The 25610-nt window shown below is 40.6% G+C and carries 24 protein-coding genes; 13 read left to right on the top strand and 11 right to left on the bottom strand.

The window, feature by feature from the left end; translation table 11 throughout:
• Positions 1-274: 274 nt before the first annotated feature.
• The 5 genes from EHR06_RS01405 (at position 275) to EHR06_RS01385 (ending at position 6325) form a co-directional block, all read left to right on the top strand.
• Entirely contained in the window at positions 275-1585 is a 1311-nt protein-coding gene (locus EHR06_RS01405) for a 3-hydroxyacyl-CoA dehydrogenase family protein (protein WP_135755388.1), read from the top strand.
• A gap of 18 nt (positions 1586-1603) precedes the next feature.
• Positions 1604-2869, top strand: coding sequence for an acetyl-CoA acetyltransferase (locus EHR06_RS01400; RefSeq protein ID WP_086447775.1), 1266 nt, complete (start codon positions 1604-1606; stop codon positions 2867-2869).
• A gap of 55 nt (positions 2870-2924) precedes the next feature.
• Positions 2925-3359: a hypothetical protein gene (locus tag EHR06_RS01395; protein WP_167492271.1), complete on the top strand. Its 435-nt coding sequence runs from the start codon at positions 2925-2927 to the stop codon at positions 3357-3359.
• A gap of 118 nt (positions 3360-3477) precedes the next feature.
• Positions 3478-3990, top strand: a complete 513-nt coding sequence (locus tag EHR06_RS01390; RefSeq protein ID WP_135755386.1) for a TlpA family protein disulfide reductase — start codon at positions 3478-3480, stop codon at positions 3988-3990.
• A gap of 4 nt (positions 3991-3994) precedes the next feature.
• Complete coding sequence (locus EHR06_RS01385) at positions 3995-6325, top strand: ankyrin repeat domain-containing protein (protein WP_244288462.1); 2331 nt, start codon at positions 3995-3997, stop codon at positions 6323-6325.
• A gap of 30 nt (positions 6326-6355) precedes the next feature.
• On the opposite strand, the gene EHR06_RS01380 is transcribed toward EHR06_RS01385, so the two are convergent.
• Complete coding sequence (locus EHR06_RS01380; protein ID WP_135755385.1) at positions 6356-7702, bottom strand: hypothetical protein; 1347 nt, start codon at positions 7700-7702, stop codon at positions 6356-6358.
• A gap of 103 nt (positions 7703-7805) precedes the next feature.
• Positions 7806-8603 carry a helix-turn-helix domain-containing protein gene (locus tag EHR06_RS01375; RefSeq protein WP_135755384.1) on the bottom strand — a complete coding sequence of 266 codons (798 nt, stop codon included), beginning with the start codon at positions 8601-8603 and terminating at the stop codon, positions 7806-7808.
• A gap of 132 nt (positions 8604-8735) precedes the next feature.
• Here EHR06_RS01375 and EHR06_RS01370 point away from each other — a divergent pair, with 132 nt between their 5' ends.
• The gene (locus EHR06_RS01370; RefSeq protein WP_244288461.1) at positions 8736-9197 is read left to right on the top strand and encodes an SRPBCC domain-containing protein; all 462 of its coding nucleotides are present in this window, start codon (positions 8736-8738) and stop codon (positions 9195-9197) included.
• Positions 9198-9229: 32 nt separating this feature from the next.
• On the opposite strand, the gene EHR06_RS01365 is transcribed toward EHR06_RS01370, so the two are convergent.
• The 8 genes from EHR06_RS01365 to EHR06_RS01330 are packed head-to-tail and all read right to left on the bottom strand — an operon-like array spanning position 9230 to position 17396.
• A complete protein-coding gene (locus EHR06_RS01365; protein WP_135755383.1) occupies positions 9230-9655 on the bottom strand; it encodes an acyl-CoA thioesterase in 426 nt (141 codons plus the stop codon).
• Between the two features lies 1 nt (position 9656).
• Complete coding sequence (pheS, locus tag EHR06_RS01360) at positions 9657-10682, bottom strand: phenylalanine--tRNA ligase subunit alpha (protein WP_135755382.1); 1026 nt, start codon at positions 10680-10682, stop codon at positions 9657-9659.
• Positions 10679-12079, bottom strand: a complete 1401-nt coding sequence (locus EHR06_RS01355; protein ID WP_135755381.1) for a UDP-N-acetylmuramate--L-alanine ligase — start codon at positions 12077-12079, stop codon at positions 10679-10681. The genes pheS and EHR06_RS01355 overlap by 4 nt, the downstream gene beginning before the upstream one ends.
• A complete protein-coding gene (locus EHR06_RS01350; protein ID WP_135755380.1) occupies positions 12076-12705 on the bottom strand; it encodes a hypothetical protein in 630 nt (209 codons plus the stop codon). The genes EHR06_RS01355 and EHR06_RS01350 overlap by 4 nt, the downstream gene beginning before the upstream one ends.
• Positions 12705-13817 carry a DUF4340 domain-containing protein gene (locus EHR06_RS01345; protein WP_135755379.1) on the bottom strand — a complete coding sequence of 371 codons (1113 nt, stop codon included), beginning with the start codon at positions 13815-13817 and terminating at the stop codon, positions 12705-12707. Before EHR06_RS01345 ends, EHR06_RS01350 begins: the two co-directional genes overlap by 1 nt.
• Positions 13810-15735, bottom strand: a complete 1926-nt coding sequence (locus EHR06_RS01340; RefSeq protein ID WP_135755378.1) for a motility-associated ABC transporter substrate-binding family protein — start codon at positions 15733-15735, stop codon at positions 13810-13812. Before EHR06_RS01340 ends, EHR06_RS01345 begins: the two co-directional genes overlap by 8 nt.
• A complete protein-coding gene (locus tag EHR06_RS01335; protein WP_135755377.1) occupies positions 15732-16460 on the bottom strand; it encodes an ABC transporter permease in 729 nt (242 codons plus the stop codon). The genes EHR06_RS01340 and EHR06_RS01335 overlap by 4 nt, the downstream gene beginning before the upstream one ends.
• Positions 16461-16463: 3 nt before the next feature.
• Positions 16464-17396, bottom strand: a complete 933-nt coding sequence (locus EHR06_RS01330) for an ABC transporter ATP-binding protein (RefSeq protein WP_135755376.1) — start codon at positions 17394-17396, stop codon at positions 16464-16466.
• Positions 17397-17673: 277 nt separating this feature from the next.
• Between EHR06_RS01330 and EHR06_RS01325 the strand changes: the two genes are divergently transcribed.
• From EHR06_RS01325 to EHR06_RS19085, 6 genes are all read left to right on the top strand, one after another.
• Complete coding sequence (locus EHR06_RS01325) at positions 17674-18831, top strand: ACP S-malonyltransferase (protein ID WP_135755375.1); 1158 nt, start codon at positions 17674-17676, stop codon at positions 18829-18831.
• 48 nt (positions 18832-18879) lie between these two features.
• On the top strand, positions 18880-20460 hold the full coding sequence (locus EHR06_RS01320; protein WP_135755374.1) for a DUF2779 domain-containing protein: 1581 nt from the start codon (positions 18880-18882) through the stop codon (positions 20458-20460).
• Between the two features lie 87 nt (positions 20461-20547).
• Complete coding sequence (locus EHR06_RS01315; protein WP_135755373.1) at positions 20548-21759, top strand: argininosuccinate synthase; 1212 nt, start codon at positions 20548-20550, stop codon at positions 21757-21759.
• A complete protein-coding gene (coaD, locus tag EHR06_RS01310; protein ID WP_135755372.1) occupies positions 21756-22241 on the top strand; it encodes a pantetheine-phosphate adenylyltransferase in 486 nt (161 codons plus the stop codon). Before EHR06_RS01315 ends, coaD begins: the two co-directional genes overlap by 4 nt.
• Before the next feature lie 13 nt (positions 22242-22254).
• Positions 22255-22668 (top strand): nucleoside-diphosphate kinase, encoded by a 414-nt coding sequence (locus EHR06_RS01305; RefSeq protein ID WP_008593886.1) that lies wholly within the window; start codon positions 22255-22257, stop codon positions 22666-22668.
• 243 nt (positions 22669-22911) lie between these two features.
• Entirely contained in the window at positions 22912-23088 is a 177-nt protein-coding gene (locus tag EHR06_RS19085; protein ID WP_167492260.1) for a hypothetical protein, read from the top strand.
• A 30-nt stretch (positions 23089-23118) separates the two neighbouring features.
• Here the strand turns inward: EHR06_RS19085 and EHR06_RS01300 are convergent, their stop codons facing one another.
• Complete coding sequence (locus tag EHR06_RS01300; protein WP_244288460.1) at positions 23119-25158, bottom strand: FAD-dependent oxidoreductase; 2040 nt, start codon at positions 25156-25158, stop codon at positions 23119-23121.
• Positions 25159-25251: 93 nt separating this feature from the next.
• Between EHR06_RS01300 and EHR06_RS01295 the strand changes: the two genes are divergently transcribed.
• On the top strand, positions 25252-25610 hold a 359-nt coding region (locus tag EHR06_RS01295; RefSeq protein ID WP_425269472.1), incomplete at its 3' end, for a molybdopterin-dependent oxidoreductase.

The following is a 25610-nucleotide window of genomic DNA, read 5'->3' as shown; positions in this document are numbered from 1 at the left end:
ATAAATGCCCCAAAATCCTTCCCCTATTTGAGTGAGTTCTAAACTCTTTAAAGGACTCGGCTACTTCTTCAAATCCTAAAACCTTCCCGGATTTGAGAGAAAATTCGATTTTTTTGAAGAACAGTGTTTATTTCGAACGTAACGACCGTTCTACAAAGTCTTATAGATAACGGCTAAAGCAGGCGCTTCGAAGGAGAAAAAAGCCTTTCCCTCTAAAAAGCCTGTTTTAAACAAGGACTTAACTCTATAAAAACCGAGATGTTGGTATAATTCCATGAGGGAAATCAAAACCGTAACCGTTCTTGGCGCAAATGGGACAATGGGCGCCGGATCCGCAGCAATCGTAGCAGCCTTCGGCAAAGCGAAAGTCCATATGTTAGCCCGTGACGTAAACAAGGCTAAAGAAGGGATCGAAAAAGCAATTTCTTCCATCAAAACGGACACTATCCGTCCTAGATTAATTCCTGGTTCTTATGACCAAGACCTGGAAAAAGCAGTCTCCGAATCCGATTGGGTTTTCGAGCTTGTTGCAGAAAGTTATGAAGTAAAAGAACCGATCAACAAAAGGATCGCGAAAGCTCGTAAACCGGGTACTATCGTATCCACTGTTTCTTCCGGTCTTTCTATCGCTCGTCTAGCGGATGCTTTCGACGAAGACGGTAAAAAACATTATTACGGAACTCACTTCTTCAACCCTCCGTATAAAATGATCCTTTGTGAATTGGTAACTCACGCAGGAAACGACAAAAAAGTTACTAAAAAACTAGGCGAGTATCTGGATAAAACTCTGGGACGCGCCGTAGTTTATACGAATGATACTCCGGCATTCGCAGGTAACAGGATCGGATTCCAATTGATCAATGAAGCTGCTATCAAAGCGGAAGAATATTCCGACAAAGGTGGTATCGCTCTTATCGACGCGATCATGAGCGGATACACCGGAAGAGCAATGGCACCTTTGGACACTGCCGACTTTGTCGGTTTAGATGTTCACAAAGCGATCGTAGACAACCTCTATGAGATGACTAAAGATGCTGCACATTCTACATTCAAACTTCCCGGTTATTTCCAAAAGTTGATCGATAAAGGCGACTTAGGAAGAAAGTCCGGACAAGGTCTTTATAAAATGACCAAAACTCCTGATGGTAAAAAGGAAAAATTGTATTATGATATCAAAGGTGACCTATATGTTCCGGTCCCTAAATTTGATATTCCTTTTATCAAAGCAGCTAACAGCAGAATAGGCGAAGCTGATTATATCGGCGCAATGAATATCGTAAAAGAAGCGAAAGGTCTGGAAGCGGACATCGCTCGTTACTTTATCGCTCGTTATGTAAGCTACTCTCTTTCCATCGTGGGAGAAGTTGTAGATACTAAAGAAATGAGCGACCTTGCAATGGGAACCGGATTTAACTGGGCGCCTGCATCTGCATTCGTAGACTTCTTAGGCGGACCTAAGGAAGCAATCAGTCTAATCACTAAAGCAAAACTTCCTGTTCCGGAAGTATTGGCAAAAGCGAAAGCGGGAAAACCTTTCTATCAATTGAAAGATATTTTAGACGCTCGTTCTCTTTTTAAAGGATAATAAGGGAGGAAAGATTACATGAAAGATGCAGTTTACGTACTCGGCGGAGAACAAACAGATTTCCAGCGTAACTGGACTAAAGAAGGAAAAACCTTCATGTCCTTGTTCAGGGAAGCCGTTCAAGACGGACTAGAAAAAGTTGGTCTTACTCCTGACGAAATCAAAAAGTTAAACAAACAAAATCGTATCGGTGTTTTCATCGGAAACTTCGATGCGGAACAATATGCAGTCCAAGGACATTTGGGCGCTTTCTTAACCGAAGTAGATCCTTGTTTCTTCGGAGTTCCAGGCGCTCGTTATGAAGCAGCTTGTGCTTCCGGATCTGTTGCTTTAGATGCAGCTCAAACTAAACTTCGCGCTAAAGATTATGATGTAGCGATCGTTGTCGGTATGGAGATCATGAAGACAGTTTCTTCTTCCGTTGGAGGAGACTTCTTAGGAACAGCAGCTTATTACGAAAAAGAAGCTAAGGGAGTTCAATTCCCATTCCCTAAACTTTTCGGAAAACTCGCAGACGTTCTTTTAGAGCGTTATAAGTTAGATGAAAAACGTTATATGGGAGCTCTTGCTGAAATTTCCAGGATCAATTACGCAAACGCAAAACGTAACCCTAAAGCTCAAACTCGCTCTTGGTTCATGAATAATGAACACGCAAACTCAAGAGGCGGAGAGTTCAATATGGCAGTGGGTGGACGTCTTGCGATCACCGACTGTTCTCAGGTAACCGACGGAGCTGCGTTAGTAGTTCTTGCTAATAAGAATTACGCGGAAGAATTCGCTAAGAAAAAAGGAACGAAACTTTCCGCTTATCCTAAGATCAAAGGATGGGGACACAGAGTTGCTCCAATCACTTTCGAAGCGAAAGTTGCAGAATCTAAAGGTGACAAATGGGTTCTTCCTTGGACTCGCCAAACCGTTAAAGATGCATTCGATCGTTCCGGTATGAACACTAAGGACATCGACGTATTCGAAACTCACGACTGTTTCACTTCTTCCGAGTATGCAGCGATCTCCGCTTTCGGGATCACTCAACCCGGTAAAGAACACGAAGCAATCGAAGATGGAGTGATCGATTTCCACGGTAAAAAACCGATCAACCCATCCGGTGGACTTATCGGAGCGGGACACCCTGTGGGAGCTTCCGGTGTTAGAATGATGTTAGACATCTACAAACAAGTTACCGGTACCGCAGGTGATTACCAAGTAGAAGGCGCGAAAAACGGACTGATGCTCAATATCGGCGGATCAGCAACCACCAATTACGTGTTCGTAGTCGGAAAATAATTTCCTTCTAAAAAAAAGAATGGAAAAGCCCGGCAAGTCCGGGCTTTTCGTTTATATGGGTTTACGCACGGCAAAAGATTGGAATCAATTCTTACTTAGGTTCTTCGTAGCTCTTGGAATTTGGGAAGTAGCCTCGGTTTCCCTTAGAACTTTATTATTCTCCACATTCTACTTTGATCCGAACTTAAAAAACTTTTTCGTTCCTATGTCCCAAGTATTTTGGATAGGACCTATCGTTGCGGATCTATTAGAAGTATTCTTCATTGGAATATTAGCATCTCTTGTTAGACCTGCTTTGCCTTACGGACTTTTAGGCGGATTACTTTTAGGGATTTGTTTTTCTATCGCTGCTTTCGTGGCACCCGCTTTAGCGATCTCTCAATTTACAGGCGCATTCCCGGTAAAACTGATCTGGCTTTGGGTTTTCTATCAATCCGTCCTATGTATCTTAGCATCTTTCGTTTTCACTTTTTCAAGCGAAGAAGATTAACTGATCCAAAATCCACTCCGAATTTTCATAACTTCATTCCAAATCCAAAAACCCTGGGAGTAAATCTTAAGCTGCCAGGGTCCAATTTCCAAAAGGGAAATCCCTTTTGGTTTTTTGTATGAAAACGATCCTTTGGTTTCTGATCTCATTACTTTCTATTGGAAGTTTAACCGCCGGTCCAAAAGATCAAAACGAGATCCAAAACATTCCACTCTATTCCTTGGATCTAGAAAGAAAAACATTATACCAAGAACTTAACCAAATTCCGGAAGAAGATCTAGTAATTCTAAATTTTACTAGCTCGGATTGCCCTCCTTGCAAAGAAGAAGTCCCGAATCTATTAGAATATTCTAAAAAATGGAACGGCTCTCATCCAAAAAGAAAACTACATCTTTGGATCGTTTTTGTAGGAGATGATCCTAGTTCCGTTTCCAAATTAGCGAATGAACTTGGGATCAAAAAACAAGCCTCTTTATATTTTGATAGTCTACAAACCAGTATGAGACTTTTAGAATTTCCGGGAACTCCTACAACCATGGTGGTCCAAAAGAAAAACGTCCTATTCAAAGAATACGGATACACTAAGGAAAACTGGTCCAAAATGATTTCCGTTCTGGAAAATAGGAGATAATCCTTTGGGAAATTTTTTTGTAAAGTCGCTGGCTTGGTTATTGGTTGACTCTAATGTGAATGTTGATCGGCAATCCTATGATGTAGGAACTCCTACAAAAGGCGTTTTTTTAAAAATTGCTTGCGTCTTTTTATTTTTCCTTCTCTCCAGCTCGGAACTTTTCTCCAAAGAAAATTCAGTCCAGAAGATCTATATCCATAAGCTCAAATTAGAAAATGGAGTTCCAAAATATCTAGAAAGCAGATTCAGGAACGGTATCATCAACTCTATATTAAAAAATTTTGAAGGAAGATACAATATAGCTGATGACGATTCATTGGCAGCACTTCTCAAACAAGTGGAGCTAAATCAAAAGCTAAACTGCAGCGACGAGATCTGTATGAAACAGATCGCGGATGCGATCGATGCGGATGAGTTAATTTCAGGCACGATCTTTCAAACAAATAAAGGTTATAAGATCAATTTAAGGTCCCAAAAAAGGGATTCTGTTGCGTTAACTTATACGATCAAAACCTCTTTCGACCTGGAATTTCCTGAGTACCAAATCGATTACTATTCTTCCGAAGCCGGCCGCAAACTGATCGATCCAAGATATGCGATCAATTTTGCGGCAGCATTTCCGGGAGCGGTGGAGAAGATAGAATTTCCCAGTTTTAAGGTACAAGACGATAAAACAGGCGAGATCAATGTTCTAAATTTCAAAATAGAAGACCAAAGTGCCAAAAGTTTTATAGAAACCATCCGGCCAAAACTTTCAAAAGCGGATGATCTTGTAAAAGAAAAACTCTATGAAAAATCTATCCCAGAATATGTGGACACCTTAAACGCATTAGAACAAAGGCTTTCGGACAGATCCAAAACCGAGATGTCGGATTATCTAAAAAATATCCGAGGCAAAATATCAAATTCTTATTTTTTAATGTATAAGGATAAGTTTTCTTCAATGGACTTATCTGCCGGAAAAGGCGGAGAAATTTCCTTTTTGAAAAAATTAAGCGAAGAGTATAAGGATCTCAGAAAAGAATACACTACCAAAACACCTTCTTCCTTTAGATTGTCCGAATTCGAAAAAGCATTGGATGATCGGATCGAAAAGCTGAATTTTTTGATCTTCGGTCTCCAAGAGAAGGAAGGAGACAGACTTTATGCGGATTTTGATTTTACCGGAGCTATTTTAAACTATAGATCCGTTCGAAGTGAACTTATCAAATTAAAGTCCGGACCGGAATCTTCCGCATTAAAAGCAAGGGTCGAAAGAAAGATCCTAACTTCCGAAACTACAGGAAGATCTTATTTACAAAGTAAATTATCAGGACTCTACCAAAGCCTAGAAAAATTTTTTCTTGCAGAAGCGTTAGAATCGGATCCTGATCGTAAAAAAAATTATATAGAAAAGATAGGAGAAGGTTTCAAACAGATCCTGGAAATTTTAGCTAGATCCGAATTTGTTTCGGAAGAACAGATCAAGTATTTCAATCATTTCCGGACCAAGGCGGCCCCCCAGGTTGGTAAAAATTTATTCGATCAGGAAACAGCGGACCTTCTTCTTCATGAAGGAATCGATAAAAAATCCAAAACACAAGTGGATACATGTATCAAGTTAGGAGCCAATCCGAATTCTATCCAATCCGACTCCGGCAAAAACGCGGCTCAAAGATTGGCGGAAACTGATACTATACTGATCAGTCCCGATTCCTTAAAAATTTTAAGGAACTCAATCAAAACAGATGCTAGTTTAGATTCGGATTTTTTTGAATCAGTTCGCCAAAGAAAAATAGATGATATCAATCGATTTGTATTAAGAGGTTCCGACCCGAATACAAAAGATTATTTAGATAATACTCCTCTGCATAAGTCCGCAGGTTTCGGATATTATGAAGTATCTTCGTTCCTTTTGCAGATCGGAGCGGAATTAAATTCCAAAAACGGAGAAGGTGAAACTCCTCTGCACAGAGCGGTTCTTCACGGATTTTACGAGTTATGCACCTTATTCTTAAGATCGGGAGCAGATCCGAATGCGACTCGAAATGACGGTATGACTCCTTTACACTTAGCAGTTCAATTTCCTGAGATCACAAGATTACTTTTGCAAAGAGGATCCGATCTGAATCTAAAAAACGACGAAGGATGGACGCCTGTCCATAAGGCGGCGGAAAGCGGAGATCCTGAATCCTTAAAATTATTGATCCAGGCGGGAGCAAGAGTAAACGAAAAGGATAATATCGGCTGGACTCCTATGGATTGGGCGGTCCAAAAGAATCGATACGAAAATCCGAATATAGTTAAGATCCTGAAAAAAGCGGGAGCGGAATGCCAGGTAAACTGTGTGGAATAACCCGGCTCTCTCTTATTATATTATAAATTCTTAATTCGGAAAATTTTTCCGAACAGCATCCTTAGAAACATTTCCTTCCTTATCTGTTCTGATCAAGAGTGCATCGATATAGATCGCAGGTTTTCCTTTTGTGTACGCCTCGATGATAAATCCATCCGGAACATTCAGGATACGATGGGCCAAATACAATCTTTTGGTTTGTTTTTTCTCCCAAAGTTTTTTACCTTCCGCAGAGAATTTTACCAAACGTAATGGGCCTTCTCCATCGGCAGAAAGCGCCATAAAATCTTTTTCTGGAGACTCTATAATATCGGTTAAAAATCCGAGACCTTCCGTTTTTTGGACTGTTTCCCAGATTATATCTCCATTTTGATTTAACTTCATAAGCCAGGTCTGAGTATTTCTCGGACTTGGAGTTACAGCTCCTGCAAAAAGTAGATTCCCATCGGAAGCAGGAATGATCTTAGAGGCCCACTCTTCTATACCCGGTTTGCCGTACTGTTTTTTCCAAACAGGTTTTCCATCTTCATCTATCTTATGTAAAATTACGTCTTTTTGGGATTCCTTTCCGGATTGGATACTTGTATTCTCGGCAAGAAGAACTCCTCCATCAGAAAATCCTAAACTAGTTTCCGGAAAATTTTTAATATCTTTTAATTGTTTTATGAACTTTAGATCCCCGTCTTTAGAAAATCTTACGAATAAATAAGCGGTCTCGATAGTACTTGAGATCGTGGTTTTGTTACCTTCTACCGTTTCTCTTTCCACTCTAGCTTGGACGGAAACGATTGCGGTCCATTTTCCACTGGAAAGTTCGTGAAGATGATAGACTCCTACATCCGTTTCTCCGCAGAAAGAATCACAGAAGTCTTTAGGTAAAAGATATTTGTCCCAAATAAGTTTACCTTCTGAATCGTATTTTATGAAGACGAGTTGTTTCTTTTCGACGGAACCCATTGTGCCTATCGTTACGAATCCGCCGTCGGAAGTTTCTTTGGAAAGTTTTGCATATACACTTTCATGATTCAAAACGAATTGAGTGTATCCGCCTAGATCGACCGGTTTGTTTGTGAACAAATATCTCCACCAAACGGGATTCCCGTTCACGTCTATCTTAGCCGCCCAAGCGTTAGAATATTTTCTTTTCTCCGCTAAGGAATTCGTATCCATCCTTCCGCAATCGTTTGCAGATCCGATGATGACCGAGCTTCCATCTTTTAAAATTACAAAGCTACCGGGAAGATCTTCAGGACAATCCTTTGCGGTCATGCCGGAGTATTGTTCTCCTCCCACGATCGTCTGCCAAAGATTGGCCGTTTGTGACCATAAGGGAATGGAGAAGGTTAATAATAAGATCGTAAATAAGTTTCGTTTCATCGTGAGTTCCAAAAGGAAGCAAACGATGGAGATTTTTCGGATTTTGTAAAGAATTTATTGCCTCTGTGGGAAATCCAACTTATCCCCCAGGTTATAGATCTACTTAAGATTCGGGAATACTTTTGGAATACTCTTCCGGACTTTTGCCGACCATTCTTTTGAAATCTTTTATAAAATGAGCCTGGTCGAAATATCCTAATTCTAATGCTAACTCGACCCAATCCGTATCTTTTGTAATCCGATCTAAGATCTCGAACATTCTATAACGATTGATCACCCATTTGGGCCCTACTCCCACATATTGATTGAAGATACGTTGCAAAGATCGTTTGTTCACTCCGGAGAGTTTGACCATATCCTCTACTTTTAAGATAGATCTATCATTAGAGACTTTTTCTGTGAGATCGTTGATCCAAGTAATTGTTTCGTCTTGTTCCGGAAGTCTTTCATATAAAAAGTTTTCCGCAAATTGTACTAGATCGGATTCCGAATCCAACTCGAATACTTCTCTTTCTAACGGCTCTGTAGGGATCCCAAAAACTTCTTCGATCCGGATCGTCGTGTCTGTGATCTCCGAAACTGATTTTTTATAAAAAGGGTAGAATGCTCCGGGCCTGAATTTGATCCCGAATACACGACCTTCTCCTTCTAACCTTTGTGAAAATCTGCCGCTGACCACTCCGAAAATTTTAGTGTTCTCTTTTTCGAAGACCAAATGAACGGAAGGATGAGGAAGATTTTCCTGTACCTTAGGTCCGGATTCTCTCATATCCCAACGCACGGACCAATAATGTTCTACGAAAAAACTTAAACCATGAGAAGGAGCGCTTCTTGTTAAACTCCAATTCTCTCCAGCGAAAGATTTGATGATCCCTTTTGGTTTGTTTAAGTCTGTCTTCAAGATAGGACCCTGGATTGAATTCTTCCAAATTCTCCGCATTTGTCGCGTTTTTACAATCTTTTTGTTTAGTGCTCTGCTATTCTTCTTACAAAACGAGAAGTAAGATCGATCGGATCGAACTTAGGAGATAATATGGAAATCAAAGTTGAAATTTATATAGCGGCTAAACCCGAACTGGTTTGGAACATTCTAGTCTCTAAAGAAGAAAGTAGCAAAATTTTTCACGGATGCGGGATCGAATCCGATTTCAAAACGGGAAGTAATTATGCTTATATTGGTCCAGGCCTTTCAGGAGACAGAACAGTTCATGTAGAAGGAAAAATTTTGGAAATTGTTCCGAACAAAATTCTATCCATGACACTTTTAGTAGGCTCCGTATACGGAGAACATTATAAAAACTTTGAGTCCAGAACGATCTATACTTTGGAACCGTATGGAAAATTGACCAGGTTGAAACTAGTAAACGATCAAATTAAAGAAGGAGATCCTTCTTACGAACGTTCTGCAGATGGGGGATGGGCGAGAGTTCTATCTTCTATCAAAAGTTTAGCCGAAACAGGAAAACCTTTAGAGCTTCCGATGGGAGAAGATTGATAGATCTGGATATGGTTATAAAAATGGAGAATTCAATCCGCTTTTCCGAAAGTGGTTTTGAATATCTCCAAATCCTCTTCCAAAATTTTACGGATCCAGTCAGGGATCGGTATAGATGTTTTGTTCCTATGATCATAAGATACTTGGACCGTTTTTGCCTTCGTAAAAATGTCCTTTGTTTCCGAATGTCGTATCAATGAAGTAAAGTCCCAGGACTTATTCCCGATTTTAGAAACGCAGGTCCAAACTTCTATAGGATGAAATAGTTCCACCGCTTTGAACATATCCACTTCCATTCTTGCGAGCAGGAATGGAACATCATAGATATCTCTTGTATTAAATTTCTTAGAACAATAGTCTACTCTTCCTATTTCAAAATAGGACATGTATCTTGCATTATTCACATGAGCGAAAGGATCCAAATCGTTCCATCTGGTTTGGATCGGAGTGATAATCATATTAGAATTGTTTTAAGAATCTTAGATTGCCTGAATGAAGATAGCGGATATCATGGATCCCGTATTTCATCATGACCAATCTATCTAGTCCGAGCCCGAATGCAAAACCGGTCCATTCTTTAGGATCTAAACCGTTCAATTTGAAAACGTTCGGGTGTACCAAACCGCAAGGCATTAATTCCAACCAACCTGATTGTTTACATACGGAACAACCGCTTCCTCCGCAAACCTGACAGTTGATATCCAACTCGAATGCAGGTTCTACGAATGGGAAAAACCCCGGTCTTAGTCTAGTTTTTACTTCCTTCTCAAAAACCCGTGAAAGCAGGACTTCCATCGTATAGAGCATATTTCCTGCGGAAATATCTTTACCGACTACCATACCTTCTATCTGATAGAAAGATGTTTCGTGAGATGCGTCCACTTCTTCATAACGGAAAACACGGCCGGGTCCTATGATCTTGAAAGGTGGTTTCAATTTTCTTAATGCACGAACTTGGATGGCGGATGTATGAGTGCGGAGAAGGTTCCCATTTTCCAAATAAAAAGTATCCTGCATATCTCTTGCAGGGTGATCCTCGGTAAAATTCAAAGCACCGAAATTGTTAAAGTCCGTCTCTACTTCTGGTCCGTCCCAGATCTCGAAACCCATCGAGGTAAAAATGTCCTCGATCTCATATTGAATTTTTGTAATAGGATGTAATGTGCCTGGCTCGCTCTCTCCTTGAGGGCGGAGAACGTCGAACCATTCTTTTTCGGATTGTTCTCTAAAACCTTTGGTCTTTAGATTTTCTCTAGTCTTGGAAACGATCTCTTCCAGACTTTTGGATAAGTCGTTTGCCTTTTGGCCTACCGTTTTCTTTTCTTCGATAGATAGAGAAGCAAGGTTTTTAAGAACAGAGGTGAGCTTACCTTTTTTGCCAAGATACTCGTTCTTGTTTTTGTCTAGATCCGCTTCGTCCACGGAAGACCCGATCAAACGATTCGCTTCTTCAAAAATTTTGTCTAATTCTTCCGATAGATTCATTTTCTAGATCCGACCAATTCCTTCAAAGAAGGATAAATTCCGCCGAAAGCCCCATTGGACATCGCTAGGATCAGGATTTTATCCTTCTCGAATTGGGGAAGGATTTTCCGAACTTTCTGGACCAGATCCTTGGGGTCCTTGCAGTAAAATGGAAGGGTACCTGAATGTTTTGGAAGTTTCAGGATCAGCTTTTTCACGTCCAAACGAGAATCCTTGGAGACCTTTTTCAGATTATAAATTTCGGTGATCATGGTCACAGCGGAACCCTTAAACGCAAAAGAGTATTCTTTTTGGAAAACGTTACGGTGAGAAGTAGCGCTTCTTGGTTCGAATAAGCTGATAATTTTAAAACCTGGAAATCTTTGTTTAACGGAGCGGATTGTTTCCTCCACCGCAACAGGATGGTGGGCAAAGTCTTCGATCAGGATACTTTTCGCAGACTCGAATAGGATCTCTTGTCTACGTTTTACGCCTGGAAAGGATTCCAATGCATCCAGCAACTTTTCTTTTGCCTTAGGAATATTCTCTTTCTTTAATATTTCTTCGCATACTCTAAGTGCAACTTCCGCGTTCCTGTAATTATGATTTCCGAAAAATCCAGGGCGGAGAAGTCTTTCTCCGGAGTATAATTCTCCCTTCTTCCAAGTAAGAATTGAATCCCTTTTATTGAATTCGAATGCTTCCGATTTCACAAATTTGGAAGCTTCTCCGCAAATCCTTTTTAGATTTGCTGCTCCTGCCCAATAATATACCTTTCCGTTCCCAGGTACCAATCTCAATAATCTGGAGAACATTGTTTCGATCTCGCCTATATCTTTGAAGATATCTGCATGATCAAAATCTAATGCGTTCAATACCGCATAAGTAGGTCTATAATGTAAAAACTTAGATGCCTTATCGAAGAATGCAGTGTCGTACTCGTCACCTTCGATTACGAAATAATTTCCGTTCGTGAATTCGAAACCAGGAAATCCATCCTTACGAATTCCACCTACGAATAATCCAGGATTTAAGCCTGCTTCTTTCAGTAAGTGATGGATTAAAAATGTGGTCGTGGTCTTTCCGTGAGTTCCTGCGACTACTACTACCTTCTTTCCGGCGAGAATGTATTTTTCTAAAGCGGCGGACATGGAAACATATTCCAATCCGGAATTTAGTATTTCTTCTACTTCCGGATTTCCTCTTGAAATTGCGTTCCCGACTACGATCAGATCTTTGCCTTTGACCCTTTCCGCATCGAATCCTTCCGAGTAAGGAATTCCCCACTCTTTTAATTTGTCCGACATAGGTGGATACACTCCCGCGTCGGAGCCGGAAACTTCATGACCTAGACTTCTGAGCATAGAAGCCAGGTTTCCCATTGCGATCCCGCCTATCCCTATCAGATGGATTTTCAATTTAATAAGGTCCTAATAATATTATAGATGAATACGAAAACCAAAGAAATACTTAAAAGATAAGCGCTTCCAAAAAGAAAAAATATTAGAATTTCCTTAGAGTCCACTCCGCTTACTCTTTTCATTCCTATAACGGAAAGATATACCGAATATAAAAAGGAAATTCCGATCAGGCCTAAATTTATCGGACTTGGTAAGATCCAAAACACGGAAGATGCGGAGAATGCCAAAAATGCCAGAGTCAAAACATCCGCAGCCGGATAATTCTCCCCTTTTGTTCTATCCACTTTTCTATAAAACACTCGGACCACATCATACTGAGAAACTACTAAAAGTAAAACAGGATAGATGATAATAGAAGTAAGGACTCCGGAGAAAGGATTAAAATCCACTTCTCCACCGAAGACCAGATCTAAAATGATCTTGATCAGATTACCTGCGATCTTGGAAATCGGAGCAAGCACCCAAAGTGCATAATGTAATCTTAATAGTTCTTTTCTACCCAGAGAAACATTTCTGAGATACAGATCAAAAGCTTCCGTAGGTGCTCTGAAAATTTTCTCCAAGAGAGAAAGTTTAGACTTTTCCACTTCCGTGAGTTCCGAGTTTGGCGTGATCAAAAACATTATTTTTTCCGAGAAGTATTTCCTGGTTTATCCTTAGAAGGTTTTACGATCGCTTTTGCTTCTTTGATCGCCTTTGCCGCAGCCGAGATCTGAGTGAAAGCATTCTCTATTACATAAACCGGAGGTTCTTTAAAACTAGAATTTATAATTCGGATCACTGGAGTTAGTTTTTTATCTCCGATGCTTGTTTCCTTATGAAAACGATATACTATCTCGTTCCCGTCGGAAATTACAACTTTCACACTTGCTAAAGAAAATTCGGATCTCTCCGCACTTGGAGCCAGAATATTTCCTATACCGAAACCTGCACCGTTCTCATCGTCCGGAAAAGTTTCCACTTTCAAGCCGGTCATAAATCTATATAGATCTTCTCCAAGTTTCGGTTCTAGTAAGATGATCTCTCCCGAAAGTCTGCGCCAAAAATTCCTTTTAACACCGTTGGATTCAAAAGGAGTATTATCGATCCGGATAGAAGTCCCATTTTCATCTATATAAGAAATTTCTTTTACATATTCCTTATTCAACGTAAGAATACTTTTCTGACGGAAGTCTTGTGGGCCTTTTTGGAATCTATCGAATAGATAAGAAGAAGACGTTAGAATATTACGGATCTTTCCCTCATCCAGGACCACTCTTGTAGAACCTAAAGAATGTTTTTTTCCGATCCTCAGAGTTTTGGAAACATTCCCGGAATATAAAACAAGTTTAGGAGAATCCTCTCCGACTTGTAAGGATTCCTTGATCTGAATTCCTTCTAAAATTTCGTCCGTTCCTTTTACTCTGTAAGTCCCTAAATCCCTGACTGTATTCTCGGAATTATAACCGCCTTCGTATTCTATATCTTTGCCGGTTTCAGGATCCTTATTCAGGACCGTAAAAAGTTTTTCTCCCTTCTTGATCCCTTCTTTCACAAAGATCGTAAAAGGTTTAGAATAAAACTTATCTCCGGTCCTTTCTACCCATTGTTCAGTGGGAGGATAGTATTCGATACGATCTAAAGAAAGTTTCCAGTATTCTATCTCAGTCGCATCTTCTTTAGTTTTTTCTAATAGGAAGAAGGCCAGAAAAAGTAAAACGACTACTAAGCCTAGTAGATAAAGTTTATTACGCATTCTTCTGTCCGGCCTTTTTTCTTTTGATCACATAGATGGAACCAAGACCTGCAATGAGCCCCGGAAATAAGAACATTCCCAGGATCCAAACCGCTCTTTTTTGTCCGTCAGTTAATGAAACTGTTTCAATCTCTTCTTTTTTAGGAGCGATCGCAGGAAGGCTAACGTCTTGGTACATCCAAGTCACGGAAGCACCTGCGAGTTCATAGTTCGCTTCATAAGGAATATATTGGTTTGTGATCCAGGAAGTTCCCGAATAGATCACGATCCTTCCTTCGTCTTCCGATTTTGTTTCAGGCAAGGTGGTAGGAGGTGTATTCGGGTCTGCAGGTGGGATCACAGGGGCTGCAGATTTAGTTTTTAATACCAAAGCGATCGGAAGATTTTTTTTCTCTTCTTCCTTCTCTTGTTTTCCGTTCCCGTTCTTATCTAAGTAAACGTCTCCACCGGTCTCTAAAAGGATAGAAGCGTCTAACTTTATGTCGGCAGAAGGTTTCTGCTCGAAATATCCGCCGTAAGGAAACACTATACCTGTATCTTTTTTAGAAAGAGATTCTTCGATCGCATGATCTCTAAATGCCTTTGTAAGGATCAAACCGGGAGCCCTGCTCGGACTTTGGGAAAGATTTCCTTTTGCAAAAGAATATCCGGCTGCTTCTAATAACCAATCGAAACTTTCCGCACCTCTTTGTTCGATCGTAATGAAAAGTTTTCCCTTCTTCTTAAAAACAAAATCCAAAATGGCAGCTCTTGCTTCCGGAGAGAATGGAACGGTAGGTCCTGCGATGACCAAAAATTCCGCATCATCCGGGATCTTAGGAGGCCAATTGTTTTGGAAGCCGATCCCTGTGGATTTAAAATTCAAAAAAGATAATGCATCTGCAAATCGAACCAGTTTTTCATTCGGAAGATTTTGGAAAGTCTGGGAATATCTCTCTCCATTCGCTTCCGTGAAGTATACCTTTCTTTCTTTGGTGGTGACATTCATGAATGCCTGGACCAATCTTCTTTCCAGATCTTCTAATTCGGATTTATCTTTTACTCCGACTTTCTGCTCCGGATATGGTCCCGCAGTGGAGCCTGGTTTACGATAACGTATTAAAACATTTCCGTTGGAGACCTGTCCGAATTCAGCAATCTCATCCAACTCTACATCTGCATTGATGAACTTTACTTTGAATCCTGGATGAACGGATACCAATTGGCTGAGTAAAATTTCCAGATCGGGACGAATTCTTTTTAGAGCGAGAGAAGAACTTCCGTCCGCATTTCTAGCGGTGCTGTCCAGCGGGCGCGGATAGAAGGCAATTACGTCTACTTCTCCACCTTCCGGAATTTCTTTTAAGATCTTTTTGGCTTCTATAGAGAAGGAATGTACACCTTTGGAGCTTAGATCGAAATTATGATTTCTCATTACGGAAATATAATTTGCTAATATTAATATAAGAAGAAGTATTCCTGTTCCGAGGAAAAAGTCCCGGACAAGACTTTGTTTTCTCCCTTTAAGGCTGGATTGGTTCTCAAAGGAACTTCTCTCCCATTCTCTCAATATTCCTAAGAACACGCTTCCTAATACGAATAGAACTAAGAAGACCAAAAGGAATTCTCTTAGGTTCGTGATCCAAACAGGAGCGGTTCCTCCTTTTTGCAAAGAAAGATCTTCTAAATATACTCTCAGGAAATAAATCCCCAAGGAAACGATCCCGAGTCCGGAAGAAATGAGTAAGTTGATCTCTTTATCTTCTTTTTTGGAACCTATATAAGATAAAAATCCGGATCCCGCAATGATAGATAGTACGATGATTGAAGTTACCCATCGGGATCCTGCACTTGAAAAAGATTCATAAACAGGAAAGAAGAGTAATAAAAATACTATGGATGCCCAGGAAAGAATTCTGGAAATTAGATTTGATCTCATCCTCTCCATCTCCTAGATTCCAAAACTTTTACGGTCAGATACAAAAAGAAGATCGTCCCGCTGATAAAGAAAACGGTACTGCTCAAAGGAAGCACTCCTTTCGAAAAACTGATAAAGTGAGTGAATATATGCAAGTGGAACAAAACACTTCTTGTTGCAGCATCGAATAAATGGGAGAAGTATCCGATCACCCAAAGTGTTAGCAAGATCGCGATCGAGATCAAAAGGGAGATCATTTGGTTTTTTCCCAAACTGGATCCGAACAATCCTACTGCAAAAGTAAATAACCCGAGTAAGAATACTCCGATCGTTCCGGAGGCAACTATGTATAACGGAGCCTTCCAGAAGAAATAAAGAAAAAGCGGAAATAATCCGTCCACCGCGATGGAGATGATCGCACAAACGAAAGTCCCGAATAAGAATTTACCTACTACGATCTCCATATCCGAAATTGGAGCGGTAAATAGGAACTCCAACGTTCCTCTGTTTTTTTCTTCAGTAATCGAGCCCATTGCAACGATCAACATCGCGATGAGCATTGTGCTCATGAAGGAGATAAAAGTGATGATTGTAGTTTCGGTGTAATTCGTTCCTGAGTTAAAATTCAAGATCAATACGAATAATGAATTTAAGAACGCAGTCCCGCCTAAAACCAAAGGAGCCAAATAGGTACCAAAAAATACCCTGACTTCTTTCCAGAAGATCCATTTAATATTTCGAAACATGAATTAAACCTTGTTCATAAAGATTTGTTCTAAGGTCACATCCTGCTTACGAATAAATTCAGGCAGGATACCGGAGGAAGAAATTCCGGAATATAATTCTTCTTTAAACTTCCTTTCGGAGGAAGTGTTTATCAGAAAAGTGGAACCTACCGGATCTTCTCCCACGAATTTGAATGTCGCGCCTGACTTGCTCGCAACACCATTCAGATAGGATTCGGTTTCAGATCTGGATTTTCCGGATAAGGTCACTTCGAGACCGGAAAGATTTTCCATCTCTCTTTCCAATTCCTGGCGGTCACATTGGTAAACCAATCTTCCTTTATGTAAGAAAAGGAATCGATTACAGGTTTTATAAACTTCAGGAAGAATATGACTGGAAAGAAGGATCGTATGTTTTTCTTTCAAGCCATGGATTAGATTACGGATTTCTACTATTTGTTTCGGATCCAGTCCCGAAATAGGTTCGTCCATAATGATAATTTCAGGATTTCCTAATATAGCCTGTGCGATCCCTACTCTTTTTCTGAACCCGAGAGAAAGTGTCTCGATCACTTTATCTTTTACTTGGGTAAGATCCGTAAGACCTAAAACACGATCCAATTCGGAAGAAATATCTTCTTCGGAGATCTGTTTGATCCTAGAAGCAAACGTGAGATACTCTGTTACGGTCAATTCCGGATAAAGAGGAGGAGTTTCCGGAAGATAACCTATCTTCTTCTTCACATCAATAGGATGTTCGAATGTGTTCAGCCCGTTGAACTCGCATAATCCATCGGTTGCCATCAGATAACCGGTGAGTATCCGGATCGTGGTTGTTTTTCCTGCACCATTAAGGCCAAGTAAGCCTACAATTTCTCCCTCTTTGAGTTCGAAATTCAGACGATCAATGGCTAATTTCTCTCCGTAAAATTTGGAAAGGTTCCTTACTTTTATCATATTGTTTTTCTGTCCGGTCTACCGGAGATTGGAAGATATTTCTAATTAGAAGGGTTTCGGAAAGAATAACCTCATGCGGACCCGACTAGGTCAATCATTTTCCCGGAGAAAGACCGAAGCATGGCGTTTTGAGAGATTTTAAGGGAATAAACAGATGTTTAATGGAACGGTCGTTCTTTACGAACGCTATTTAGGACGAAAAAGCTCTTTAAAAAAGAATTGCGAACCCAAGGCTGGAAAGAAAAGCATCTTCTAACGACTTATAACAAGGCATTGTATGGCAGTAGCAAACTTTTTGAACGAAGCAAAAGCTCAAGGCAATAAACTATTTTTGCAATTTGGGGGCCAAGGTTCTCCTTGGTTGAAGGAACTTTCTAAACTTTACGAAACAGATCCTTCTTTAAAAGAATTGTTTGATACAGCATTCAAAGCTCTAGCGGAAGAAGTTCCTAGCTTAAGAAAAGAAATCATCTCCCAAGGATATGATTTCGAATCCTGGATCAAAAACCCGGAATCTGCTCCGGACGAAAACTATCTCTGCAGTGCTACGGTTTCCATCGTAGGTATTTTCCTCACACAAACGGCAAATTACGTCTCTTTAGTTAATAAAGGTTTCACCACTTCCGAACTTATCGCAAACGCTGCAGGAGCAACCGGCCATAGCCAAGGGATCATTCCCGCAGTATTGATCGCATTAGGAAAAGAAGGCGCAGACTTCTACAAAGAATACGTTAAATTTTTGAAATTCGTTCTATATCTTGGATACAGAGCTCAGGAACTTTACGGAATTTTTAATCCTTCCGAAGAAGTCCTAAAAGGCAACGAAGAGATCGGAGACAAACAACCTGCTCCAATGGTTGCGGTCATCGGTTACAGCGCTGCCGAACTTTCGGAAAGAGTCCAAAAAACAAACTCTGAACTTGGACTTAGCGGAACTAAAGCAATTTATGTTTCCCTATTCAATACTCCTGATTCAAATATCGTTTCCGGAAATCCGGAAGCTCTTCTTGCTTTCCGCAAAAAGTTCAAAGCTGAGATGGATGAGAAAAAAGTAAAATTCGTCTACCTAAGAACTACTGCACCTTTCCATTGCCCTATTATGGACGAGTCCGAAAAGACCGTTCCAAAAGATATGGAAAGGATCGGATTCAGCTATAAAGGTTCCGATCTAAAGATCCCTGTTTATTCTATCTTTGATGGAAGAAACTACCAAAACGAAGCGGACATCAGCTTACCTCTATTCAGAGAAGTTCTGATCAAAGCTCTTTATTGGGATAAAGCAACCACTACTTTTGTTAAAACTCCTAAGTTAGTCGGTATCGATTTTGGACCAAGCGTTGTTTCTCAAAAACTGACCCAAGCAAACTTGGGAACTTCCGAAAACAAAATTTACAGCGCATCCAGCCCGAAAGACATCAAGGTACTTTTGGCTTAAACTTTCCGATCAAGGGAATTCTCCCTTCGGACAAGAAAAGACTCCGCCATGGATTCGGTTCCTAAATTACTAAGAACCTCGATTCGGCGGTTGTCTTTTCTCTTTCCGGAAACACTCAGACGAAAACTTTTATTCGATGTTTTGGCACCCTACAGGGAAAAAGAACTTCCTCTCTTAGGAAGATCCGCTTTCCAAACGGGCCAGTATTGTGAATTACAATTTTGGAAATTTCTAAAAGAGCCTCATCCCGAATTCGATATTTCCAATCAGTTCATTTCTCCCAAACAAAAAGCCTTACTCAAAGACATTGCAGGTAATCTTTTTCCGGATATAAAACATGCAGGATACAAAGATCCAAAAACCAGATCTTATCTAGATTCAAAACAACCGGTAAAAGGCGCTTGTGTCAGAACAAAATTTTTCGATACAAGAGCGGACTTTCTAATTCCCGGAGAAGAAGGCTGGCAGGTCATTATTATCAAAGCATCTTCTTCCGCTAAAAGAAATCATATCTCGGAGCTTTCTTTTATCAGAATGGTTTTGGAAGAAGCAGGATATAAGGTAAACTCGACCCAAGTATGGACCGTAAATTCAGAATATTCGTATACGGGAACCGAAATAGATCCGAATCGACTATTTCACAAAAAGGATTGCAGCAAGGAAACTTTGGCGAATCTAGAACAGACCAAAGAAAAAGCGTACAATCTTCTAGAAGTATTAGAAAAAGATAAAATTCCTTCTATAACCTTCTCCAAACATTGTGATCACCCTAGGAATTGTATCCATCCGGAATCCTGTTATTCGGATTCTCCTCCAGGAGACCTGTTTACATTAAGAGAAGGAAAAGAACTCACTCTCACTCTTTGGAACCAAGGGATCCGAAATTTATCCGAAGTGGAACCGGATTCCGAATTTACTCACCGCCAAAAGATACAAGTAGAAACCGTAAAAACAGGAAAAGAATATTTGGACAAAGATTCTCTTTTATCTTACCTAAATCATTTAAAGTTTCCTTTATATTGTTTGGATTTCGAGACGATCAATCCCCCTGTGCCCGTTTACAAGGATACACATCCTTTCCAGCATGTTCCTTTTTTATATTCTTTGCATGTGATCCGAAAAGATCTAAAAGAAAAGCCGGAAGAATATACCTACTTGGATGATCATGATAAGGACCCAAGGCTTGGGATCTTAGAATCACTTTCTTCCCATATCAAACCGGGCGGCACAATCCTCGCATTCAATGATAGTTTCGAAAAACGTTGTTTGAAAGAATCCGTCCAAGCTTATCCAAAGTTTAAGGAATGGTTCCAATCCATAGAACCTGATTTTTCGGATCTAGCAAAACCGTTTTGGGATTACGATTATTATCATCCTGCCCAAGAAGGGACCACTTCTTTAAAGGTTGTACTTCCTGTTCTGACGGGAGCGAATTACAAAGAACTTACGATCAACGCAGGTCATATCGCTAACTCCGAATTTTTAAGGATCAAAACGGAGAATGTTTCGGACCAGGAAAGAAGAAGAGTGGAGTCCGATCTGATCGCTTATTGTAAGATGGATACCTATGCTTTGATCCTGATCCTTAGGGCTTTAGCGGAGAAGTTAAACTGGACCGGAAAATTATAACAAATCCTTCCAGATTGATTCTTATGTAGGAATTCCAACCAAAATCGGACTTGTCGGGAGGGGTCCAGCGATTTCCCTATCCTTAGAATGGCGGCTCAAAAGAACATAAAGAAAATCGTATTAGCATATTCCGGCGGATTGGACACATCCGTAATTCTTACCTGGCTAAAGGAAACCTATGGCTGCGAAGTGGTAGCATTTACCGCTGACGTGGGTCAAAAAGAAGAGCTTACCGGCCTGGAAGAAAAAGGGATCAAGACCGGAGCCTCCAAAGTTTATATAGAAGATCTTCGTTTAGAATTCGCAAGGGACTTTATCTACCCTGCCATCCAAGGAAACGCGATCTACGAGATGAGATACTTGCTCGGGACTTCTTTAGCAAGACCATTGATCGCAAAAGCAATGGCAGAAGTTGGTAAGAAAGAAGGAGCAGATGCATTCGCTCACGGCGCAACAGGAAAAGGGAACGACCAAGTTCGTTTCGAATTAGCGTTCAAATCACTCGCTCCTGAAAAAGAAATTATAGCTCCTTGGAGGACCTGGTCCTTCGGAGGAAGAGCAGACCTGATAGAATATGCAAAATCAAAAGGTATCCCGGTACCTGTAACTGCTTCCAAACCTTATTCCATGGACAGGAACCTAATGCATATCTCTTACGAAGGTGGAATATTAGAAGATCCTTATAGAGAACCGAATGAGGACATGTTCCTTCTAACGGTTTCTCCGGAGAAGGCGCCGGATTCTCCCGAGTATGTAGAACTCGATTTCGTAGAAGGGAACTGCGTAGCGGTGAACGGAAAAAAACTCAATCCTTACGAGGTTGTGGACACTCTAAATACGATCGGTGGAAAACACGGGATCGGAAGAGTGGACATAGTAGAGAACAGACTTGTAGGAATTAAATCCAGAGGAGTATATGAAACTCCAGGCGGAACAATCCTATTCCATGCACATAGAGACTTGGAATCCATTACGATCGACAGAGATACGCAGCATCATAAAGATAAATTGTCCGTAGAACTTGCAGAGTTGATCTATAACGGACATTGGTTCTCTTCCAGAATGGCTGCAGTAAGAGCATTCATCTCTGAAACCCAAAGATTCGTGACTGGAACAGTAAAAGTGAAACTATATAAAGGAAACTGCATCATCGTAGGAAGAAAATCCTCCGTTTCACTTTACAATCCGGAAATGGCAACCTTCGAAAAAGAAGAGTTATACAACCAAAAAGATGCCGAAGGTTTTATCAATCTATACGGATTACCTGCAAAAGAAGCGGCAAGGCTGAGAAAAAAATGACAAGAATTGCTGTTTATCCCGGCTCCTTCGATCCTTTAACTAGAGGACATTTGGATATTCTCCAAAGGTCAGTAGGTCTATTCGACAAAGTGATCATCGGTGTCGCGGTAAACTCCAATAAAAGTCTTCTATTTTCCATCGAAGAAAGGATAGATTTCATCAGAGAAGCGACTAAAGGCTGGGAAAATCTGGAAATAGACACTTTCGAAGGACTGACAGTGGACTATTGCAAAAAGAGAGGAGCCAAAAGTATCATCAGAGGACTTAGAGCGGTCACTGACTTTGATTACGAATATGCGATTTCTCTAATGAATAGAAAACTTGCTCCCGAAGTGGAGACAATTTTCCTGATGTCCTCCAACGATTACTCTTTCGTATCTTCTACCATAGTAAAAGAAGTGGCGAGACACGGAAGGGACGTATCTGCTCAGGTGCCGGATCACGTCAGTAAAGCATTACTTAAAAAATTATACCACAAGTAAGTAAGGAATAAAAATGGCTAGAACATTTATCATGATCAAACCCGACGGAGTGAAAAACAAACATGTCGGCGATATCCTACAAAGGATCGAAAAAGAAGGATTCAAAATTTTAGGACTTAAATATCTGAAACTTTCCCTGGAAGACGCAAAACAATTCTATAAAGTGCATTCCGCTCGCCCTTTCTATAATGACCTTTGCAGCTATATGTCTTCCGGACCGATCGTTGCAGCCGCTTTAGAAAGAGACAATGCAGTTCAACATTGGAGAGACGTGATCGGAGCTACCGATCCTAAAGAAGCTGCTGCAGGCACTATCAGAGCGCTATTTGCAGAAAGCAAAGAAGCAAATGCTGTGCACGGTTCCGACTCGGATGATAACGCTGCATTAGAGATCAGCTTCTTCTTCAAAGGAAACGAACTGTTCTAATAGGACCGATCCTTCCTTTTATAGACCCGGTGTCCCTGAAAAGACCACCGGGTTTTTTATTATCATCTTCTAATATACAACAACCTAACATTCGTTCTATATAAGGAGCTTCTTTAATCGGCATTCTTGTCGGAGAAAAAAATCCGGATTATAACAAATTTTTCTTGTACTTTTTGGAAATATCTTTCTCTATTTTTCCTACGTAGGCGAAATAAAACCACCGTTTCGACCGAAGCTAATAATATGAACGCAGTGACCAAAGAGCAGATCATTAAGCATAGCCGTATCATAGAAAAATACAGGACAAAGGATACTTTGTTCGACGGCTCCCCGGATTGGATGGACGATGTTTTGGAAGTGATCTACTCCCAAGACGATTTTATCTCGGAAAAACCCGATATAGATCTGGATATAGAGTAATCTAACCCGTCTTCTATCTTTTGAAGTTCTTTAAGCCGGGGCGACCGCTCCGGACTCTCTTAAAATTTTCAGTATCTCAGGTTTACAACTCCCACAACCTGTCCCCGCTCCTGTCTTTTCAGAAATTGTTTTAAGATCGCAGACACCATTTCGGATCTCTTCTTCTATATTACCTTTTCCTACTCCATTACAAGAACATACCAATGCACCTATCGGGGGTTTAAGCGGAGAAGATCCGGTCAAAAGTCTATCTCTCTTATCTCCTAACTCTATACCGGAAGAGATCATCGCCTTGAATTCAGAAAACTCCGACTTGTCTCCCACTAAGATCGCCCCAACCAAACGATCTCCTTTGATGATACATTTTTTATAACGGCCTTTTCTTTTATCGAAGAATACAATCTCTTCATATTCTGGACCTGCCTCATCCATCGGAACCTCTGGCAGTCTCAATGATACCAATTCCAAACCAGGGATCTTAAGAAGATTCGAATGCATGGATCCTGAATAAGATCCGATCTTATATCCATACATATGCCATGCAGCAAACTCGGCCTGCTCTTCCGTAGCCGCAACAGTTCCATACATTCCAGTAGAATGTTCGGCGACTTCTCCGATTGCGTAAATATCCGGATCGCTTGATTGTAAGAAGTCGTTCACTAAAATCCCGGACTTACAATTGATCCCTGCTTCTTTAGCTAATTCCAAATTCGGAACTGTACCTACTGCAAATACGATCCCGTCGGGGCGAATACTGGAACCGTCCCTGAACTTGACACTTTCCAGTCTTTCACTTCCATACACTTTAGAAATTTCAGTATCGAATAAGATCTGAATTCCTCTTGCTTCTACTTCTTTTCTTAAAATTTCTCCTGAGATCTCGTCCAACTGTTTGGACATCAACCGATCCGTTCTCACAAGAACGGTTACATTTACATTTAAAGTTCTTAATGCGGCTGCAAGTTCTAAACCTAGTAATCCTCCGCCTACTATCAAAGCATGAGTGTTCGGAACAAAAAAACCTTTGATCCGATCCGCATCGTTTTTGGAACGAAGACTGAAAATTCCCAACATTTTCTCCGGAATGCATTTAGGGATAGAAGGTCTGCTTCCAGTTGCAATGATCAGTTTATTATAAGAATATAAATTACCTTGGGAATCTCTAACCTTCTTCCCCTCCGGAAGTATCTCCGAAACGGAAATAGACGATTTAACTTCTATATTCCAAGATTGTATCTCTTCTTCACTCACAGCAGATAATTGGGAAAATTGTTTTTCTCCGCTGATCAGATCCGGCAATAGAATTCTGTTATAAAAAGGATGTTCTTCCTTACATAATACTGTGATCTCATCCTCAGTAGAGATCGCTCTGAACTTTCTAAGAAAGGCAAGAGTTCCGTTGCCTCCTCCTATGATCAGGATCTTTTCCTTAGGTTTTTTATAAGGAAGAACTTCTACCGCTGAAATTTTAAAACCGGGCTGTTTGGAAAATGGATCAAACTTAGAGCTTGTAAGGTTATTCGCTCTTGCTTCATCGTTTCCGTTCTTTCTTCCCCAATGCATCGGTAAGAATACGGTTCCTTGTCGGATACTTTCCGTGATCGTAGCTCTGACTCGAACACTTCCTCTTTCGTTTTTCACTTCTACGATCTGGGATTCTATGATCTCTCTTTCTTTCGCATCAATCGGATGTATCTCTAGATAAGGTTCCTTTTTATGCTCCTTAAGCTTTCTTACCTTTCCGGTGCGGGTCATTGTATGCCATTGGTCTCTGATCCTGCCCGTCGTTAAGATAAGAGGAAAATTTTCGCTCGTTTTCTCGGAGGTATCTTCCGGCTCAACGGAATGTATTTTTGCTTTTCCATTCGGACGATAAAACTTTCCATCGGAAAATAATCTTGGAGTTCCTTTATGATCCTTAGAAGGGAAAGGCCATTGCACCGACCTTCTTTCTTGTAAGATAGAATAATCCAAACCTCCAATATCCAGATTTGTGCCTTTAGTCAGAAGGCAATGTTCTAGAAAAACTTCTTCTTCATTCTTATAATTGAAAGAAGGACCAAATCCCATCTTTTCCGCAAACTCCGTTAGTATCCAGGTATCAGCCTTTGCATCTCCGGGCGGATTGAAAATTTTAGGAAGGAAGTCGCAGATTTTTGGGGAGTGGAATCTATTCGGGATAAGCCTGGTTATTCCGCTACGGAGATGTTCGAAAATCTCAAAAATGGAAAGATGAAAGCCATTTGGATCGTTTGTACGAATCCAACAGTAAGTCTTCCGGATGCAAGAACTGTAGAGGCCGGACTTAGGAACGCTGAACTAGTAGTTGTCCAAGATATTTCAAATCGCCATGAATCTATTCCATTTGCTCATTATGTTCTTCCCGCTGCAGGTTGGACGGAAAAGCAAGGTACCATGACCAACTCGGATAGAAGGATAACGTATCTTCCTAAAATTTTCAATCCGCCCGGAGATGCAAAGGCTGATACCTGGATACTAACGGAGTTTGCGGAAAAGATGGG

The organism is Leptospira dzoumogneensis, from assembly GCF_004770895.1.
GTDB classification, from domain to species: domain Bacteria; phylum Spirochaetota; class Leptospiria; order Leptospirales; family Leptospiraceae; genus Leptospira_B; species Leptospira_B dzoumogneensis.
This window is presented reverse-complemented; position numbering and strand designations above follow the sequence as displayed.

What these genes read in the sequence shown, in the direction of transcription:
- EHR06_RS01405 (WP_135755388.1), top strand. Translation starts at nt 275, where the DNA reads ATGAGGGAAATCAAAACCGTAACCGTTCTTGGCGCAAATGGGACAATG.
- EHR06_RS01400 (WP_086447775.1), top strand. Translation starts at nt 1,604, where the DNA reads ATGAAAGATGCAGTTTACGTACTCGGCGGAGAACAAACAGATTTCCAG.
- EHR06_RS01395 (WP_167492271.1), top strand. Translation starts at nt 2,925, where the DNA reads ATGGGTTTACGCACGGCAAAAGATTGGAATCAATTCTTACTTAGGTTC.
- EHR06_RS01390 (WP_135755386.1), top strand. Translation starts at nt 3,478, where the DNA reads ATGAAAACGATCCTTTGGTTTCTGATCTCATTACTTTCTATTGGAAGT.
- EHR06_RS01380 (WP_135755385.1), bottom strand. Translation starts at nt 7,702, where the DNA reads ATGAAACGAAACTTATTTACGATCTTATTATTAACCTTCTCCATTCCC.
- EHR06_RS01370 (WP_244288461.1), top strand. Translation starts at nt 8,736, where the DNA reads ATGGAAATCAAAGTTGAAATTTATATAGCGGCTAAACCCGAACTGGTT.
- EHR06_RS01365 (WP_135755383.1), bottom strand. Translation starts at nt 9,655, where the DNA reads ATGATTATCACTCCGATCCAAACCAGATGGAACGATTTGGATCCTTTC.
- pheS (WP_135755382.1), bottom strand. Translation starts at nt 10,682, where the DNA reads ATGAATCTATCGGAAGAATTAGACAAAATTTTTGAAGAAGCGAATCGT.
- EHR06_RS01350 (WP_135755380.1), bottom strand. Translation starts at nt 12,705, where the DNA reads ATGTTTTTGATCACGCCAAACTCGGAACTCACGGAAGTGGAAAAGTCT.
- EHR06_RS01345 (WP_135755379.1), bottom strand. Translation starts at nt 13,817, where the DNA reads ATGCGTAATAAACTTTATCTACTAGGCTTAGTAGTCGTTTTACTTTTT.
- EHR06_RS01340 (WP_135755378.1), bottom strand. Translation starts at nt 15,735, where the DNA reads ATGAGATCAAATCTAATTTCCAGAATTCTTTCCTGGGCATCCATAGTA.
- EHR06_RS01335 (WP_135755377.1), bottom strand. Translation starts at nt 16,460, where the DNA reads ATGTTTCGAAATATTAAATGGATCTTCTGGAAAGAAGTCAGGGTATTT.
- EHR06_RS01330 (WP_135755376.1), bottom strand. Translation starts at nt 17,396, where the DNA reads ATGATAAAAGTAAGGAACCTTTCCAAATTTTACGGAGAGAAATTAGCC.
- EHR06_RS01325 (WP_135755375.1), top strand. Translation starts at nt 17,674, where the DNA reads ATGGCAGTAGCAAACTTTTTGAACGAAGCAAAAGCTCAAGGCAATAAA.
- EHR06_RS01320 (WP_135755374.1), top strand. Translation starts at nt 18,880, where the DNA reads ATGGATTCGGTTCCTAAATTACTAAGAACCTCGATTCGGCGGTTGTCT.
- EHR06_RS01315 (WP_135755373.1), top strand. Translation starts at nt 20,548, where the DNA reads ATGGCGGCTCAAAAGAACATAAAGAAAATCGTATTAGCATATTCCGGC.
- coaD (WP_135755372.1), top strand. Translation starts at nt 21,756, where the DNA reads ATGACAAGAATTGCTGTTTATCCCGGCTCCTTCGATCCTTTAACTAGA.
- EHR06_RS01305 (WP_008593886.1), top strand. Translation starts at nt 22,255, where the DNA reads ATGGCTAGAACATTTATCATGATCAAACCCGACGGAGTGAAAAACAAA.
- EHR06_RS19085 (WP_167492260.1), top strand. Translation starts at nt 22,912, where the DNA reads ATGAACGCAGTGACCAAAGAGCAGATCATTAAGCATAGCCGTATCATA.
- EHR06_RS01300 (WP_244288460.1), bottom strand. Translation starts at nt 25,158, where the DNA reads ATGGGATTTGGTCCTTCTTTCAATTATAAGAATGAAGAAGAAGTTTTT.